The following is a 16,366-nucleotide window of genomic DNA, read 5'->3' as shown; positions in this document are numbered from 1 at the left end:
CGGACGGGTACGGTGGCGGACGTGGTTGAACGCACCCCGTCCGAAAGCACCCCGGCCGAACGGCACGTCTATCCCCGCGCGGTGAGATTCGGCGACATCGACTCCCAAGGGCATGTGAACAACGTGCGCTTCCTCGACTACCTCGAGGACGCCCGCTTCGGCATGCTGAGCATCGATCCGTACGTCGCGGGCGACGAGCCGTTCAAGGGCCTGGTCGTGACCCGGCACGAGATCGACTACCGCCGCCCGCTGGGCTTCCGCGCGCAGCCCGTACGGGTCGAGACCTGGGTGACGGAGATCAGGGCGGTGCGGTTCACGCTGCAGTACGAGATCCGCGACGAGGAGGGGCTCTACGTCACCGCCAAGTCCGTCATGGCGGCCTACGACGTCGAGCGGGCCGCACCACGCAGGCTGACCGAGCACGAACGGGCTTACCTGAAGCGCTACGCGGCGGAATGAAACGCTGGTGGATGCTGGCGCTGGGCGTCAACGCGCACGCCGGCGTCACCCTGGGGCTGTTCGGCCTGCCGCTGGTCATGCCCGAAATTTTGCGACATTTCAACGTCTCGCTGCCCGTGGGCGGCCTCATCGCCAACGCCCCCGCCATCGGGGTCATGTGCGCCCTCGTCGCCTGGGGCGCGCTGGCCGACCGGTACGGCGAGCGGGTCGTCCTGGGCGCCGGCGTGGGGATGGCCGCCGCGTCGTTGGCCGCCACGGCCTTCGCCGGGAGCACCTGGGCGGTGATCACGCTGCTGGCACTGGCGGGCGCCGCCGGCTCGGCCGCGATGGTGGGCGGCGGGCGCATCGTGCTGCGCTGGTTCGAGCCGGCGGAGCGCGGCGTCGCCATGGGGGTGCGCCAGGTCTCCTTCACCCTCGGCATGGCCGTGGCCGCCTTCGCGCTGCCGCCCATGGCGCGGGCCCACGGGTTACCGGGCGTGCTGCTGCTCTGCTCCGGCGTGAGCCTGCTGGCCGCCGTGCTGGCCGCGCTGTTCATGGCCGAGCCGCCGCGTGCGATCTCCGGGCCGGGCGCGGAGCGGGCGGGCTCGCCGTACCGGCAGCCCGCCCTGTGGCGGGTGCACGCCACCAGCGCCCTGCACGTGGTGCCGCAGGTCGTGGTCAGCACGTACGGGGTGGACTGCCTGGTCACGACCTACGGCTGGGACGACGTGGCGGCCGGCCGGCTCTTCGGCGTGGCCGCGATCGGCGGGGCCCTGATCCGCGTCGCGGCCGGGCGCTGGTCCGACCGCACCGGCCTGCGCATGCGGCCCCTGCTGATCCTCACCCTCGGCAACCTCGCGGTGCTGGCGCTGCTGGTCGCCGGCACGCTCACCGCCACCCGGCTCGGGGTGGCGGCGCTCGTGCTGGCCTCGGTGATGACGGTGTCCGGCAACGGGCTGGCCTACCTCGCGGCGGGCGAGCTGGCCGGGCCGGGCTGGGCGGGCAAGGTGCTCGGCACCCACAACACGATCCAGAACACCGTCTCCCTGGCCGTCACGCCGGTGGCCGGGGCCCTGATCGTCGGCGCGGGCTACTGGGCCGGCTTCGCGGCGGGGCTGGCCTGCGCCGTGGCCTCGCTGCCCGTCATTCCCCGGCGCTGGGAGCGGGCGAGGCGCTCCTGAGCCACACCGCCGTGTCGGGCGGCAGCAGCCCGCGCTTCAGCGGCGTGCTCGACAGCAGCACCTCCTCGTGCTGCGGCAGGCGTACCGGCTGGGGGCCGCAGTTGACCGCGCAGATCAGCGGCCCCCGGGCGAAGAAAAGCGCTCCCTCGGGAGAATCCAGCCACTCCAGGGTGTAAGGAATGCTCCGCACCAGCTCGCGACGGCAGGCCAGGGCCCGCCGGTAGAACTCCAGCGTCGAGTCCGCGACCCCTTCCTGCTTCTCGACGCTCAGCTCCGCGAACGACTCCGGCTGCGGCAGCCACGGCTCCACCCCGCCGGGCGAGAACCCGTGGGAGGGCGGGTCCACCGTCCACGGGATCGGCACCCGGCACCCGTCGCGCCCCGGCAGCTTGCCCTTGGACTGGAGGAACACCGGGTCCTGCCTGGCCTCGTCCGGCAGGTCGGTCACCTCGGGCAACCCCAGCTCCTCGCCCTGGTAGAGGTAGGCGGAGCCGGGCAGCGCCAGCATCGTCAGCAGCGCCGCCCTGGCCCGCGCCAGGCCCGTGCCCGGGTCGGCCGTGCCGTAGCGGGTGCGATGGCGTACGACGTCGTGGTTGGACAGCACCCAGGTCGCGAACGGCACCGTGGACATGGTGTCGTCGATCACCTTCTTGAACGCCGTCGGTGACCACGGCGCCTGCAGCCAGGCGAAGTTGAAGCTCTGGTGCAGCTCGTCGGGCCGCAGGTAGAGGGCGAGGTCCTCGGGGCTGTCGGTCCACACCTCGCCCACGGCCATCCGCTCGCCCGGATAGCCGTCGAGCACGCGCCGCCAGTCGCGGTAGACGTTGTGCACCTCCGGCTGCCCCCACACCGGCGAGACCGACTTGAACGACTGGTCGCCCACGTCGGGCAGCCCCTCCGCCTTGTACAGGCCCATCGCCACGTCGATGCGGAAGCCGTCGACGCCACGGTCCAGCCAGAACCGCAGGATGTCGAGGAACTCCGCGTGCACCTCGGGGTTGCGCCAGTTGAAGTCGGGCTGCCCGGGAGCGAACAGGTGCAGGTAGTACTGCCCGTCGGGCGTCCGCGTCCACGCCGGCCCGCCGAACGTGGACTGCCAGTTGTTGACGGTGTCGCGGAAGATGTACCGGTCGCGCCCGTCGCCCCGCAGCGCCGCCTGGAACCAGGGATGCTCCGAGGAGCTGTGGTTGGGCACGATGTCCACGATCACCCGCAGGTCTTGCTCGTGCGCGTCGGCGACCAGCGCCTCGAAGTCGCCGAGCGTGCCGAACAGCGGGTCCACGTCGCGGTAGTCGGCCACGTCGTAGCCGCCGTCGGCCATGGGGGAGCGGTAGAACGGGGTGAGCCAGATCGCGTCGACACCCAGCCCCCGCAGGTACGGAAGGCGCTCGCGCACCCCCGCCAGATCGCCGACGCCGTCTCCGGAGGCGTCGGCGAAGCTGCGGACATAGATCTCGTAGACGACTGCGTCACGCCACCAGGGGATATCCATGTGGCGTGTCATGCCCCGTTATGTGGGCGAGTTCACCAGGCTGTGGGCAGCGTAGACCAGATAGTCCCAAAGCCTGGTCTCCAGCTCGTCGGGCAGGTCGAGCGAATCGACCGCGTCACGCATGTGCCGCAGCCAGGCGTCCCGCTCCGGCTCGCCGATCACGAACGGCATGTGCCGCATGCGCAACCGGGGGTGGCCGCGCTGCTGGCTGTAGGTGTTGGGGCCGCCCCAGTACTGGATCAGGAAGCCCCGCAGCCGGTCCTCGGCGCCCGCCAGATCGGACTCCGGATAGAGCGGCCGCAGGGTCGGGTCTTCCGCGACCCCCTCGTAGAAGCGGTGCACGAGGCGCCGGAAGGTCTCCTCGCCTCCGACGGCGTCGTAAAAGGAGGTCTCTGTCACGTTTCCTAGCTTAGGCGGTGGCGACCATCGAGATGCCCGCGCCGTCGAGTGCCGTCTTGACCCTGAGCCTCAGCTCACGCGACACCTCCGCCTGCGCGGACGGCAGCGTCTTGGCCGTGATGCGGAACACCAGCGAGCTGTCGGAGAGCTGCTCGACCCCGAACACCTGCGGCTGCTCCACGATCTTGACCTCGCGCAGCTCGGGGTCGGCCCAGATCTCCTCGGCGACGTGCTCCAGCAGCACCCGCACGGTGACCACGTCGGCGTCGTAGGCCACCGGCACGTCCATGAACGCGCGCGACCAGCCCTGCGACTCGTTGCCGACCCGGGTGATCGTGCCGTTGCGGACGTACCAGACGCGGCCGTCCACGTCGCGCAGCCTCGTGACGCGCAGGGTGACCGCCTCGACCGTGCCGACAGCCGGGCCCGCGTCGATCACGTCGCCCACCCCGTACTGGTCCTCCAGCAGCATGAACATGCCCGCGATGAAGTCCTTCACCAGCTCCTGCGCGCCGAAGCCGATGGCCACGCCGAGGATGCCGACGCTGGTCAGCAGCGGCGCGATGGGAATCGTCAGCCTGTCGAGCACCGTCAGCACCGCGGTGCCGAGGATGACGACGGAGGCGATGTGCTTGAGCACCGACCCCATCGTCTCGGCCCGCTGCTTGCGCCGCTCGTGCAGCAGCGCGTCGATGCCGTCGGTCGCCACCCCCTTACGGAACCGGCTGGTGAGGGAGCCGCCCGTGGCCGCCCGGTTGACCACCCGCGTGATGACCCGGTGCGCGACGTTGCGGAGCACGATCGCGAACACGAGGATCAGGAAGACGACGACCAGCATGGCTGCCAGTGGTGCCCAGGCCGCGTTGTTGAACACCCCGGCGATCGTCGAGCAAACCGGGTCGTTTTGGCAGGTCACGGCCACTTGTGAGGTCACCTTGTCAATATCGGGCAGTACCGATGGAGTCGTCGGCGGTGGCGACGGCGTCACCAGCAGTAACACTATGGTGGATCCCCTCCGGAAGCGGTTCGGTCAGGAAAATGGACCGTTTCGATCCAAAAATACCGCTGACCGAACCGCCCGCCGTCACATCACGCCGGGGAAGACGGGGTCGCCCGCTCTCTGGGCCGCGGAGGGAGAGAGCAGACGCTCCGATGACGGACGGCTCGGAACGGGACACGCACCCGGAAGCGTGTCCCGTGCCGGTTCCGGGAGGGATCCCCCGAACACCCGCCCGGCTGACCCGGGCGGGCGGCTTGTGGACGCGGCGCGCGGCGCCGCGTGGCACGCAGGTGACCCGGAACCGGCGGAGTGACCAGGGCTCCGACGTGCGGAAGACCCTCCGCACCGGCCACTCCGCCGGCTCCCAGTAGCCGCCGTGGGTACGGTGAGCCGTGGTGGCTGCGCTCCACCCGGTTCACCGGGTCGTCACTCCCCCACGGCGGCGAGCACGCGGGCGACCTTCGTCGCGGCGCCGGCCGGGTCGTCGGCCGTGTGCATCCGCTCGCCCCAGGACCAGCAGTACCACCAGTCGCGCATGTCGGAGACGGTCGCCGACCGGCAGGTGACGTTCTCGGACAGGCTCGTGGCGCTCGGGTTGATGACCCGTACGAACGTCCGTCCGCTCTGGGTCCGGACCACTCGTGCGAGCAACCCGCGCGCGTCCAGTTCCGCCACGAGACGCTCAAGGTGCTCGAAGTTGTCGTCCCCCACCGTTCGTTCCTCCCTCGGCAATCGTTGCTGGTGGGCCAAAGATGGCCCAAGTCAAGAGCTCGCGCAACGAGCCGATTCGCTCACGGGGAGTCGCTTCTTCCTCATGGGGTGTAAGAAACAGTCCCGGGGAGGATGTTCCTTAACCGTAGGTTCGGTGTGGGCGTTCCAATCAACTCGGCATTGCTTCATAGTCATGGGTAGGCGCAGGGCAACTTGAGGGCTACGCTGAGTCACCAGTTGCGGACCGGTCGAGACATGCGTGAGAGGGGCCGGGATGTCCGGCAGACAGCACAGAGAGACGGAGATCGCCCGGCAGATCAGGGCCAAGGGCCTGGCCGCCGGGCGCACGTCGGCTCAGATAGCTGATGAGATCCACGAGGCGTGCGCGGCTTTCAGCACGAGCCGCATCAAAGCGCATCGGCTGGCCTACGGCATCGCGCTGGCGGACGTCATCGAGCAGGTGCGAGCCCTGTTCGAACGCGACGGCAAGGCGATGCCCGGCATCGGTGAGACGCTGCTGTCCGCGTACGAGAGCGGGCTCAAGCGCCCTGGCCCCGAATACCTGCACTACCTGTGCACGGTCTACCGGGTCGAGCCCGGGGCGCTCGGCTACGACGCGCCCTGCATCTGCGGCCACGGCCACCGGATGCCGGGGGTGCTCGGCGCGGTGGAGGCCAAGGAGCGGGCGCAGCGGCCCCCGGAGCGCGAGCTGCTGCTCGCGCCGATGGAGACGGACCCGGAGGACGAGGAGAACGAGAACATCCTCCGCCGCACCCTTTTAAACTCCCTCCAGGCCGACGCCAACCTCACCGATCTGGAGGGCCCCGTGCTGGGGGCGTGCGAGGGCATCAGGCGCAGGATGGACGAGACGCTGGTCTCCGCCACCGTGTCCGCCGCGATGCTCGACCAGTGGGAGGAGTCGACGGTCAGCTTCGGCCGGCAGTACACCACGACGGCGCCCCTGCGGCTGCTGTGCGACGTGCTGCTGGAGCTCAGCGCCGTACGCACGGCGATGTCCCGGCGCCAGCCCATCGATTTGCAGGAGCGCCTGTGCAGGATGGCCGCCCAGCTCGCCGGGCTGGCCGGCATGATCATGATCAACCTGGGCGATCACCGGCTGGCGCGGTCGTTCTTCCGCACCGGCCGCACCGCCGCCGACGAGACCGGCGACCGGGCGCTGCGCGCGTGGATCGCGGCTCGCGAGTCGCTCGTGCCCCTCTACTTCGGCGACGCCCGCGAGGCGCTCACCCTGGCCAAGAAGAGCCGCGACATGGCCGGCTCCACGCCGTGCGCGGCCCAGGCCATGGCGCCGGTCGTCGAGGCCAGGGCGCTGGCCATGATGTCGAACGGCGAGAGCAAGAAGGAGATCGTCGACCAGGCCAAGCGCGCGCTGGCGCGGGCCAGGAACGCCTTCGCGCACATGCGCCCCGAGGACCAGGAGGACGTGGCGTTCGGCTACACCGAGAAGCAGCTCTACTTCTACCAGGGTGACGTGCTCACCAAGCTCGGCCAGACGATCGAGGCCGAGGTCGTGCTCGACCAGGCGCTGGAGAAGTACCAGGACCACATCCTCGACCAGACGCTGATCAGGCTCGACCAGGCCCAGTGCCGGCTGATCGACGGAGACGTCGAGGAGGCGGTGTCCATCGCCACGAGGGCGCTCAACCTGGTCACCGACGAATACCTGACCGACCTCATCATGCGGCCCGCGCTGCAGCTCGAACGGGCGATCCTCGCGCGGGACGCCAGCGTTCCAGGACTGGACGGCTTGTCGGCCGCCCTCCGGCGGTCCAGACAGCCCGAGTTGAAAGGGGGCGATGGATGACACTGACGATCAGACGCTACCGGTGGTCGGATCTCGACACCATCCTCGCGCTCCATCGGATCTGCCTCGCCGAGGTGGGCCTGGTGCCCGGTGACGGCGTCTACTACGACGACGACTTCCCGCGCATCCAGGAGATCTACCTGGCCTGCGGCGGCGACTTCCTCGTCGGGGAGATCGGCTCGCGGGTCGTGGCCATGGGCGGGCTGAGACCCGTCGACACCGGCACGGCGGAGATCTGCCGGTTGCGGGTCCATCCCGAGTTCCAGCGGCGCGGCCACGGCGCGGCCATGCTCATCGCGCTCGAACGGCGTGCGGTGGAGCTCGGGTTCCACAGCGTCAGAGGAGACACGACACTCAACCAGGAAGCCGCGCTGGCGCTGTACGAACGCCAGGGCTGGCGCGAGGTGTCGAGGGAGCGGGTCGGCGGCCTGACGGTCGTCTACGGTGAGAAACGCCTGGTCCCACCGGCGGTCCTGGAGCTGTAGACCGCACCTCGAAGCACGGCCCCGCCCTTCCCCTCCAGGGGCCGCCACTCCCGTCGTTCCCGGTGACCTGTCCCGGGCCCGCTCGGCGTGACGTTCCCGCCGAGCCTTCGCCGTCACGCTGAGTGACGTTTCCCCGGCCGCTGCACCCGACAACTTTCGCCTAATTCCCATGAGCGATATGTCGGAGGCGCCGTAAAGCGGCTCCCCGGATAAGGATGTACGAACCCGCGGGTGAGGCTCTTACCACCCAGGTGTAAGCAAACATCACCGGCTGCTCCCTGTACATCTAGGGCTGCGAATAGTAGTGCCATGCTTTTCCTATGGCAGTCGTGGCCGCTCCCCGCCCCCTTCTGGGAGCCGTGCTTCTGTTGTTCGTCAGCGCCGCTTGGGGGTCGGCCTTCCCGCTGATGAAAGATCTCATCCACCGGTTACCGGTGGAGGACCTGCTCGCCGAGCGTTACCTGCTGGCCGCGCTGACGCTGTTCCTCATCAGGCCCGGCTGCCTTCGGGGGCTGTCGCGCGACACCTGGCTGAACGGGGCCCTGCTGGGTGTGATGTTCGGGGTGGGGCAGGTGGGCCAGGCCATGGCGCTCGGCAGCCTGCCGTCGGCGGTGTCCGGGTTCGCCGTCGGGTGCAGCGTGGTGATCACGCCGATCCTGTCGCTGGTGCTGTTCAAGGAGCCGGTGCGGCGGCGCATCTGGGCCGGGGTCGTGCTCGCGGTGGCGGGCATGGCCGTCTTCACGATGGTGCGCGGGGTGGAGGAGCACGGCATCTCGCTGCTCGCGCTCGGGGTCACGCTCACCGCCGCCGCGCTCTACTCCGGCCACACCCTGCTCCTCGGCCGGCTGTCCGAGCGTCCCGCCGGCTTCCCGGCGTACGCGCTGACCGTGATCCAGCTCTTCACCATCGGCGTGCTCACGGGTGGCTTCGCCGTGCACGACGGGATCTCCGTGCCGGTCGGGCCGTCCGACTGGATGATCCTGCTGCACCTGTCCGTGATCTCGTGCGCGCTGGGCTTCCTGGCACGTTCCCACGCCCAGGCGCACCTGCCGGCGGTGCCCAGCCAGATCCTCATGTCGTCCCAGCCGCTCTGGGTGGCCGCGATCGCGGTGATCTGGTTCCAGGAGCGGCTGGGCTGGGGCATGGTCGTGGGCGGGGTGCTGATGGCCGGGGCAATGCTGCTCGCGCTGCCGAGCAGGAGCGAGGTCAGAAGAAAACAACGTCGCCGGCTGCTGTTCGTCGCGAACCGGGCCGCCCGGGTGCTCGCCGGCCACCGGGTCAAGCGTGAGGACCCGCTGCGCCTCCAGAGCGGCGCGGCGCCGTACATCGCCAAGAGCGCCTGCCTGGACTCGGCCTCCTGTCCCTGGCAGACGCGCTCGCTCAAGGGAGGGGCCGAGCCGAGCCTGGAGCGGCTGATCGAGCGGGCCACCCACATCGTGCGGGCGAGGACCCTCCCGGGGCCCGGCTGCTGCCAGTCGGTCACGCTGCTGGGCAGGTGCCTGTGCGACTTGATGGAGGAATCCGGGCAGGTACATACCACACGATTGCAGCGTTGGTTTCGGTCCTAATAGGTTAGATATGCCCCACAAAAGGCAAGTGCATTTTATCCATTAGTCTCCCACTTATTAGCGATAAACCTTGATATTCGGTGGGGTGACCCAATAATGGGTGTTCAACCCCGAGTGGAGAGGCACATCATGAAGCGCATCGTCGTCCGCAAGCCTGGAACCGCGAGGCTGGCTGGGACCTCCAGCGTCATTCACAAGGGGTGACTGAGGAGAGGTCCCACCTCAGGGTCCAGGGCGAACCACCCGCCCGATGGGGGGCCGTGCGGCTGCTGACGCCATTGATCGACGCGCATCGCCGGCCGCACGGCCCCTACACCTTCGCCGCCGGGCTGCTGCGCCGGCTGGTGCCGCCGGTGCTGCGGCGCTCCCCTGAGCTGGTGGCCGCGCACGACATCGAGATCCTGGCAGCCGCCCCCGAACTGGCCGGGACCGTGCCGGCCAGGCGGGTCACCATCGACGTGGAGCTGCCCGACGAGGAGCGCATCCTCGTGCCCGCGCCCCGCCGCACGCTGCGGCTGGCCAACGGGATCGCGGAGTTCGTCCGCGATGCCGTACGGCCTGGGCGGGCGATCGCCGTGTGCAACGCCGACGCGGCCGACCCGACGGACACCGAGCTGCTGGACGTCATGATGCGGCGGATCCCGCCCGGCACCCTGACGATCATGACGTACTCCGGAGGCCCCGAGCCTCCGCCCGACACCCGTGACGCCGGCGAGCTCTGGGCCGTCGTGGACCGCTGCACCCGCGAGGGCTTCCTGCACGCCGTGGCGGAGCTGGGGGAGCTCGGCATGGCGGCCTCGCCCCCTGGCGGCACGAGCTGGTGGCGCTTCGCCCAGCGCACCGCGACCGCGCTCGGCGGCCTCGGGCGCACCGGCGAGGCCCGCGCGATCTGGGACCGGGTGCGCCTGGTCAGCCAGGATCCGGCGATGCACGCGGCCGCCGCGTACGGCACCGCCATGCTCGACGCCCGCCACCCCGACCCCGCCCGGCGCGACCTGACCCGGGCCAGGGCCTGGATCAACGAGGCCATCGCGATCTCCACCATCCTGCCCGACCCCGCCGAGCGGGCCTTCAAGCTCGGCTTCGACCGCAACGGCCTGGCGCTGATCGAGTTACGGCAGGGCCGCCACGACGCCGCGCTGGCGCTGGTGGAGTCGGCCATCGAGCTGGCGCGCGAGCTGGGGGAGCGCCACCGGCCGCACCGGATGGTGCTGCTGGCCAACCGGGCCCAGCTCCTGGCCGGGCTGGGCAGGACCAAGGAGGCGCTGGAGGACTACCGGGCGGCGATCGCGATCGATCCCGGCTTTCCCGACCACTACCTGGAACGGGGCAACCTGCTGTTCAAGCTGGGCCGCCACGAGGAGGCGATGGCGGACTTCGAGCAGGCCATGCGGGCCGGGCCGCCGCTGCCGGAGGCGTACTACAACCGGGCGGAGCTGTGCGCCGTGCGGGGGGAGGTCGAGGCGGCGCTGGCGGACCTGGGACGGGTGATCGAGCTCGACCCCGGCTACCTGGACGCCTACATCAACCGCGCCGGGCTGCTGGCCGGTTGCGAGCGGGACGAGGAGGCCAGGGCCGACGTCGAGACCGGGCTCCGGCTGGCGCCGGGGAACCCGTACCTGCTGACGGTGCTGGGCCAGCTCGAGACGGCGGCGGGCCGGTACGCCGAGGCCGAGGTGGCGCTGGAGCGGGCCCTGGAGCGGGCGCCGGAGCTGGCGTCGGCCTGGGGGAGCCGGGGAGCGCTCCGGTACGCGAGCGGCGATCTGGAAGGCGCGGTCGGCGACCTGACGCATGCCATCGCGCTGCACCCCCAGCCCGACCTGTACGCCAACCGCGCGGTCGCCCTGCGCGCCCTGGGCCGTCACGCCGAGGCGGATGCGGACGACCATCGGGCGGCGGGGACGGCTGATGGGAACATTGGCGTATGAGGGGGCGAATGGGGCGAGCGGCCGCGGTGTGCGCCGCTCTGGGAGTGCTGTGGTGGGCCACGGTACGGCTGGCCTGGGCCGGCGTCGGCTGCGAGGACTGGGGCTGCCTGGTGCCGGCCGTCGGCGTCGTCGTGGTGATCAGCCTGGCCCTGCTCGCCGGCTCCGCGCTCGCGCTGGAGCGGGTGGCGGTGCGTCCGGGGCGGCGGGTGGCGCTGACGGCGGCCGGGGTGCTGGTCGTGTTGCGGCTGGCCGCGGAGTCGCTGCCCTCCTGGACGTCGTCGCTCGCGGACGCGGCCGTGGCCGGGGTGGCGTTCGCGGGGGCGGGGGCGCTGGCGGCGTTCGTGACGGAGTCCGGGGCGTCCCGGCGGCGGCGCGTGTGGACCGCGCTCGCCGTGGCCGCGCTGCTGCCGATCGCGCTCGTCGCCGCCCTCACCAGGCACGGCCTCTGAGACCCTCACCAGGCACGGCATCCGGGACGCTGCTCCCTTGACAGCGGGGCCGCGGCGGCGGAGTGTTCCATATACGGAACACTTCCCACGGAGGTGCTGTCATGCGACCCAACACCCGCTTCGCGCACGTGCAGCCGATCGACATCGACAAGGTGGCCGCCGCGGCCGGAGCCGACCCCGGCGTGCTGCGCATGGAGAACCTCGACACCGACGTGCCGCCCCCGCCCGTGGCCGTCGAGGCCACCAGACGCTCGCTGGCGGAGGGCACGGGCAACAGCTGGCTGCCGTTCACCGGCCTGCCCGAGCTGTGCGCGGCGGTGGCCGCCGACCTGCGGGTCCGCACCGGGCACGACTACGACCCGGCGCGCCAGATCGCCGTCACCTCGGGCGGCACGTCCGCTGTGATGCCCGTGCTGCTGGCCACCACGGAGCCGGGGGACCCGGTGGTGCTCACCGACCCCACGTACGCGGGGCTGCTCCAGCGCGTACGGCTGTCGGGAGCCCGGCCCCACCTCGTGCCGCTGCGCGTGGACGGCCGGCACTGGCGGCTCGACCGCGAGGCCCTCGCCGGGGTGAGCCGGGCCGCCGCCCTGCTGCTGATGAGCCCGTCGATGCCGTCGGGCGCCGTCCTCGACCGGGAGGACTGGGCGCAGGTGGCCCAGGTGTGCGAGCGGACCGGCGCGTACCTGATCTACGACGCGGCCATGGAGCGCATCGTCTTCGACGGCCATCCGCGGATCCACCCGTGCCGGATCGACGGCCTGGCCGAGCGCACGATCATCATCGGCTCGATGTCGAAGGAGTACCGCATGATCGGCTGGCGGATCGGCTGGGTCGCCGGCCCCGCCGACATCATGTCCCGCGTCATGGTCGCGACCATCTACAACACCACCGTGGCCAGCGGCTTCCACCAGCTCGGCGCCGCGGCCGCGCTCAGGGACCCGTCAGGCGTGGCGGAGGCGGTGGCCGAGTACCAGGCCCGCCACGAGACGGTGGCCGCCCAGCTCGACGGCCTGCCGCTGGTGCGGGCCGACGGCGGCTGGTCGTGCCTGGTGGACGCGGAGGCCATGGGGCTGACGGCCGCCGACCTGTCGGCCCGCCTGCTCGACCGCGGCCGCGTCGCCGCCACCCCCATGACGGCGTGGGGCGAGACGGTGGCACCGCGGTTCGTCCGCCTGGTCTTCAGCAACGAGCCGGTCGAACGGCTGGCCGGGCTGCGGGCCAGGTTCGAGGCCGCGCTGGCCTGAATATCCTGTACCGCATGGGCACACGCGGCAGGCAGGCCGAGGCGGCACGCAACGATCTGCGGCTGCTGCAAGCGGCGCACGAGGTGTTCACCACGCAGGGCTTCGACGCGCCCGTGTCGGCCATCGCCAAGCAGGCGGGCGTCGGCATGGGCAGCCTCTACCGCCGCTACCGCACCAAGGAGGAGCTGCTCCAGCGCCTGTGCCTGATCGCCATGGAGCGGGTGGTGGAGGCGGCCGAGGCGGCGCTGGCGGAGCCCGATCCGTGGCAGGGCCTGGCGCTCTACGTGCGCACCTGCGTGGCCAACAGGTCGGGCGCGCTGGCGCCGGTAGCGGGCACGATCGAGGTCACCGACGAGATGTGGCGCACCTCGCGCCGCGCCGACGAGGCCGCCGAGCGGCTGGTGGCCCGCGCGCACGAGGCCGGCGTGCTCAGGAGCGACGTGACCATGCTGGACATCTCGCTGCTCATGGAGCAGTTCAGCCGCCCGGCGGCGGGGCCGCCCCGCCCGGAGCACGAGCATGTCAAGCAACGCCTGCTGGCCATCGCCCTCGACGGCCTGCGCGCGCCCGGCCGGACGGAGCTGCCGGGTGAAGCGCCGGCCATGGAGTGGTACGAACGGCGCTGGGGAAGCCCCCCGTAGGTCTACGGTGGGGTGCGTGGGCTTCAACGAGCTGCTCGACGACCTTGATCACAGTGCCACCGCCCAGGCAGCGGGCATCAGACGCGGCTACGGCGGGCCGCCGGCGCGCGCGGTGAGCTTCACCGCGGGCATGACCCGGCTGCGCTGCGCCTCGGTGCTCAAGCCCCTGTACGCGTGGGTGAGCGCGGCCCGCATCCCCGACACCGACCGGTGGCGCCGCCACGCGGAGCCCGCCGTCGTCGTCTCCTCCAACTCCGACACGCTCAACCTGTGGCTCGCGGTCGGTCCCCGCGTCATCCTCGACGACCTGCGCGACCGCACGGGCGTGGCCTGGACGTTGCCGAACGGCGACCCGTCCAGGTTCGGCTCCGTCGAGGTCACGGCCGGCGAGGTGAGCGCCGCCTACGCCGTGCTCGCCCAGGCGGCCGTCGCGGGCGACCCGGTGGCCGGCACCGTGCTGGAGTGGATGGGGCAGGTGGCCGAGCCGCAGGCGTTCGGCGCGCGCGAGGCGCTGGGCTGGCCGCAGGCCGCGGTCAAGTGCGGCTGGTACGGCGCGCCCGACGAGACCGTCCTGCGCACGCACGCCGTGGCCGTCCAGCCGCGCGGCGGCACCAGGGTGAGCGTGATCGTCGCGATGACCGCGCTGCCCTACACCGACCCGCACGAGCGCGAGGTCTACCGCGAGAACGTGGGCAAGGGCCTGCCCGTGGAGGCGGAGCACGAGAAGGTGTCCGGCACGCTGCTGCGCGGGCTGATGACGACGACGAAGAAGGAGCTGGGCTCGTGAGGTTGACCGTGCTGGGCGGTTGCGGAGCGTGGCCGGGCGCCGGTCAGGCGTGCAGCGGTTACCTCGTGGAGGAGGAGGGCTTCCGCGTCCTCGTCGATCCCGGGTACGCCACCCTGCCCAGGCTGCTGGCGCTCATGGGCGCCGACGAGATCGACGCGGTCCTGGTCACCCACGGCCACCCCGACCACTGCGCCGACCTCAACCCGCTGCTGCGGGCCCGCGCGCTGGCCGACGACCCGGCCCCGCCGCTGCCCGTCCACGCCCCGCCCGGCGCGCTCGACGCGGTCATGGCGCTGGACAAGCCGCGCATGCTGGCCGCCGCCCTGACGCGCCACGACCTGCGGCCCGGCCTGCCGAGCGAGCTCGGCCCCTTCCGCCTGGACACCTTCGACCTGCCCCACCACGTGCCGAACGCCGGGCTGCGGCTGACCGGCGCGGCCGGCCGGGTGATCGCCTACACCGGCGACACCGGCCCGTCCACCGAGCTGGTCTCCCTGGCCAAGGACGCGGACCTGCTGCTGGCCGAGGCGACCTATCCGGAGCGCGTCCCGGAAGAGGACGCCCCCTACCTGTCCAGCGCGCGCGACGCCGGACGCACCGCGGCGTCGGCGGGAGCGGCCCGCCTGCTGCTCACGCACCTGTGGCCGGGCACGCCCGCCGAGCCCGCGCTCGCCGCCGCGGCCGCGTCGTACACGGGCGAGCTGTCGGTCGCCACGGCCGGCGTCACCGTGGATCTCGCGTGAGCCGCTCGACGACCTTCGCCAGTTCGGGCGGCTCGACACCCTCCGGCAGCTCCTCGGCCCACACGTAACCCAGGAAGGCCGCGCGCTCCTCCTCCGTCAGCGCCCCCGGGACCACCTCCGGCCGCTCCCCGGCGAACCTCGCCAGGTAGAACAGCTCCCGCTTCAGGAACCGCGTGCCCAGCCAGCGGAAGTCGCGCTCGACCTCGACGTGGCGGTCCAGCACCGCCGCGCCCGGCAGCCCGGTCTCCTCCGCCAGCTCCCGCCTGGCGGCCTCCAAGGGGGTCTCGCCGGGCTCCAGCCTGCCGCCCGGCGGCTCCCAGACCTGCGCGTCGCCGACGGAGTCGTACCAGTGCATCAGCAGCACCCGCCCGTCGCGGTCGAGGCAGACCACGCGCGCGGCGGGACGGTCGTCCATGTCAGTCACGCTCGCAGACGCTACCTGGGGACGTGGTGACGCAGGCGCAGGGCGTCGGGGTAGGGGGAGAAGTAGGTCTGGTCGCGCACGTACGCCGCCGCCTCCCCCCGGGCGTGATGGCGCAGCAGTGTCGTGGGCACGCTCAGCGGCACCAGGCCCGCCTGGTAGGCGTCGATGACGTCCACCACGTCGGCCCGCCTGACCGGGTCCAGGTCGAGCATGCCCAGGCAGTGCTGCAGCACGTTGACGTTCTTGCCGGTGGTGGCCTTCGTGGCGAGCGTGCGCCGGAACGTCTCGGTGTAACGGGCGGCGACCTCCTCGCGTGGCCGGGCGCCCGCCGCGGCCACCACGCGGCCCGCCTCCCGGTAGAGCACGGGGTCGTGGGCGAGCAACTGCATCTTGTGCCGCGCGTGGAAGGAGATCAGGTCGCGCGGCCGCCAGTCCCCCTCGACCAGGGCCCGCAGCCTGGCGTGTGCGAACACCCGCTCCACGAAGCTCTCCCGCAGCAGCGGGTCGTGCAGGCGCCCCTCGTCCTCCACCGGCAGCAGCGGGTGCCGCTCCATGACGATCCCGCTGAACAGCCCCCTGTTGCGCCGTTCCGCCGGCGCGCCGTCGGGCCGGTAGACGGGCACGCCATGGATGCCGCAGGTGGGGCTCTTGGCCTTGAAGACGTACCCGTCCACGTCGAGCTCCGCGGCGCGGTGGGCGGCCAGGCCGGTCATGCGGCCGGTCAGGTCCGTCCGCGTCGTCCGCGTCACCAGGCGGGGGCCTTCCTCGGAGCGCTCCTGCCGCAGGGTCTCGCGCGGGGTGCCCAGGCCCGCCTCCATCTCGGGGCAGACGGGGACCCAGTCCACGTACGGGCCGAGCACGTCGGTCAGGAAACGGTCGCGGCTGTGCCCGCCGTTGTACCTGACAGGCTCGCCCAGAAGACAGGCCGAGACGGCCACCCGGGGGCGTACCGCCTGCTCGCCTGCCGTCCCGGGTTCGTTGATCACCCTTCACATTGCAGCGCGGGGGAGGCCGCAGGGGCAACCAAGCCCGAGGAGATCATTTGGCC

17 protein-coding genes are annotated in these 16,366 nt (G+C 71.8%); 11 read left to right on the top strand and 6 right to left on the bottom strand.

The annotated features are described in order from the left end of the window. Positions 1–21: 21 nt before the first annotated feature. Positions 22–459, top strand: a complete 438-nt coding sequence (locus AB0I79_RS26540; RefSeq protein WP_357877674.1) for a thioesterase family protein — start codon at positions 22–24, stop codon at positions 457–459. Further along, positions 456–1,619, top strand: a complete 1,164-nt coding sequence (locus AB0I79_RS26535) for an MFS transporter (RefSeq protein WP_357877671.1) — start codon at positions 456–458, stop codon at positions 1,617–1,619. Before AB0I79_RS26540 ends, AB0I79_RS26535 begins: the two co-directional genes overlap by 4 nt. Here the strand turns inward: AB0I79_RS26535 and AB0I79_RS26530 are convergent. The 4 genes from AB0I79_RS26530 to AB0I79_RS26515 form a co-directional block, all read right to left on the bottom strand. Further along, positions 1,582–3,111 (bottom strand): alpha-amylase family glycosyl hydrolase, encoded by a 1,530-nt coding sequence (locus tag AB0I79_RS26530; protein WP_357877668.1) that lies wholly within the window; start codon positions 3,109–3,111, stop codon positions 1,582–1,584. The two genes, AB0I79_RS26535 and AB0I79_RS26530, sit on opposite strands and share 38 nt — an antisense overlap. Before the next feature lie 18 nt (positions 3,112–3,129). Next, entirely contained in the window at positions 3,130–3,510 is a 381-nt protein-coding gene (locus AB0I79_RS26525) for a globin (RefSeq protein WP_357877665.1), read from the bottom strand. Between the two features lie 10 nt (positions 3,511–3,520). After that, on the bottom strand, positions 3,521–4,384 hold the full coding sequence (locus AB0I79_RS26520) for a mechanosensitive ion channel family protein (RefSeq protein WP_357877662.1): 864 nt from the start codon (positions 4,382–4,384) through the stop codon (positions 3,521–3,523). Between the two features lie 552 nt (positions 4,385–4,936). After that, on the bottom strand, positions 4,937–5,221 hold the full coding sequence (locus AB0I79_RS26515) for a hypothetical protein (RefSeq protein ID WP_357877659.1): 285 nt from the start codon (positions 5,219–5,221) through the stop codon (positions 4,937–4,939). A gap of 274 nt (positions 5,222–5,495) precedes the next feature. On the opposite strand from AB0I79_RS26515, the gene AB0I79_RS26510 reads away from it, so the two are divergent. From AB0I79_RS26510 to AB0I79_RS26470, 9 genes are all read left to right on the top strand, one after another. After that, positions 5,496–7,046: an XRE family transcriptional regulator gene (locus AB0I79_RS26510; protein ID WP_357877656.1), complete on the top strand. Its 1,551-nt coding sequence runs from the start codon at positions 5,496–5,498 to the stop codon at positions 7,044–7,046. Next, complete coding sequence (locus AB0I79_RS26505) at positions 7,043–7,531, top strand: GNAT family N-acetyltransferase (protein WP_357877653.1); 489 nt, start codon at positions 7,043–7,045, stop codon at positions 7,529–7,531. The genes AB0I79_RS26510 and AB0I79_RS26505 overlap by 4 nt, the downstream gene beginning before the upstream one ends. Before the next feature lie 320 nt (positions 7,532–7,851). Next, entirely contained in the window at positions 7,852–9,099 is a 1,248-nt protein-coding gene (locus AB0I79_RS26500; protein WP_357877650.1) for a DMT family transporter, read from the top strand. 200 nt (positions 9,100–9,299) lie between these two features. Then, positions 9,300–11,027 (top strand): tetratricopeptide repeat protein, encoded by a 1,728-nt coding sequence (locus AB0I79_RS26495; protein ID WP_357877647.1) that lies wholly within the window; start codon positions 9,300–9,302, stop codon positions 11,025–11,027. A gap of 8 nt (positions 11,028–11,035) precedes the next feature. Beyond that, positions 11,036–11,476, top strand: a complete 441-nt coding sequence (locus AB0I79_RS26490) for a hypothetical protein (protein ID WP_357877644.1) — start codon at positions 11,036–11,038, stop codon at positions 11,474–11,476. Positions 11,477–11,577: 101 nt separating this feature from the next. Continuing rightward, positions 11,578–12,723 carry a pyridoxal phosphate-dependent aminotransferase gene (locus AB0I79_RS26485; protein ID WP_357877641.1) on the top strand — a complete coding sequence of 382 codons (1,146 nt, stop codon included), beginning with the start codon at positions 11,578–11,580 and terminating at the stop codon, positions 12,721–12,723. A 14-nt stretch (positions 12,724–12,737) separates the two neighbouring features. Next, positions 12,738–13,364, top strand: a complete 627-nt coding sequence (locus AB0I79_RS26480; protein WP_357877638.1) for a helix-turn-helix domain-containing protein — start codon at positions 12,738–12,740, stop codon at positions 13,362–13,364. Between the two features lie 16 nt (positions 13,365–13,380). Further along, positions 13,381–14,151: a hypothetical protein gene (locus AB0I79_RS26475; protein WP_357877635.1), complete on the top strand. Its 771-nt coding sequence runs from the start codon at positions 13,381–13,383 to the stop codon at positions 14,149–14,151. Then, positions 14,148–14,894 (top strand): MBL fold metallo-hydrolase, encoded by a 747-nt coding sequence (locus AB0I79_RS26470; RefSeq protein ID WP_357877632.1) that lies wholly within the window; start codon positions 14,148–14,150, stop codon positions 14,892–14,894. Before AB0I79_RS26475 ends, AB0I79_RS26470 begins: the two co-directional genes overlap by 4 nt. Here AB0I79_RS26470 and AB0I79_RS26465 read toward each other — a convergent pair. Further along, positions 14,875–15,309, bottom strand: coding sequence for an NUDIX domain-containing protein (locus AB0I79_RS26465; RefSeq protein WP_357878262.1), 435 nt, complete (start codon positions 15,307–15,309; stop codon positions 14,875–14,877). The two genes, AB0I79_RS26470 and AB0I79_RS26465, sit on opposite strands and share 20 nt — an antisense overlap. Before the next feature lie 20 nt (positions 15,310–15,329). Further along, on the bottom strand, positions 15,330–16,304 hold the full coding sequence (locus tag AB0I79_RS26460; RefSeq protein WP_357877629.1) for a DUF523 and DUF1722 domain-containing protein: 975 nt from the start codon (positions 16,302–16,304) through the stop codon (positions 15,330–15,332). Positions 16,305–16,366: the final 62 nt, after the last annotated feature.

Source organism: Nonomuraea sp. NPDC050202 (assembly GCF_040656115.1).
Taxonomy (GTDB): domain Bacteria; phylum Actinomycetota; class Actinomycetes; order Streptosporangiales; family Streptosporangiaceae; genus Nonomuraea.
This window is presented reverse-complemented; position numbering and strand designations above follow the sequence as displayed.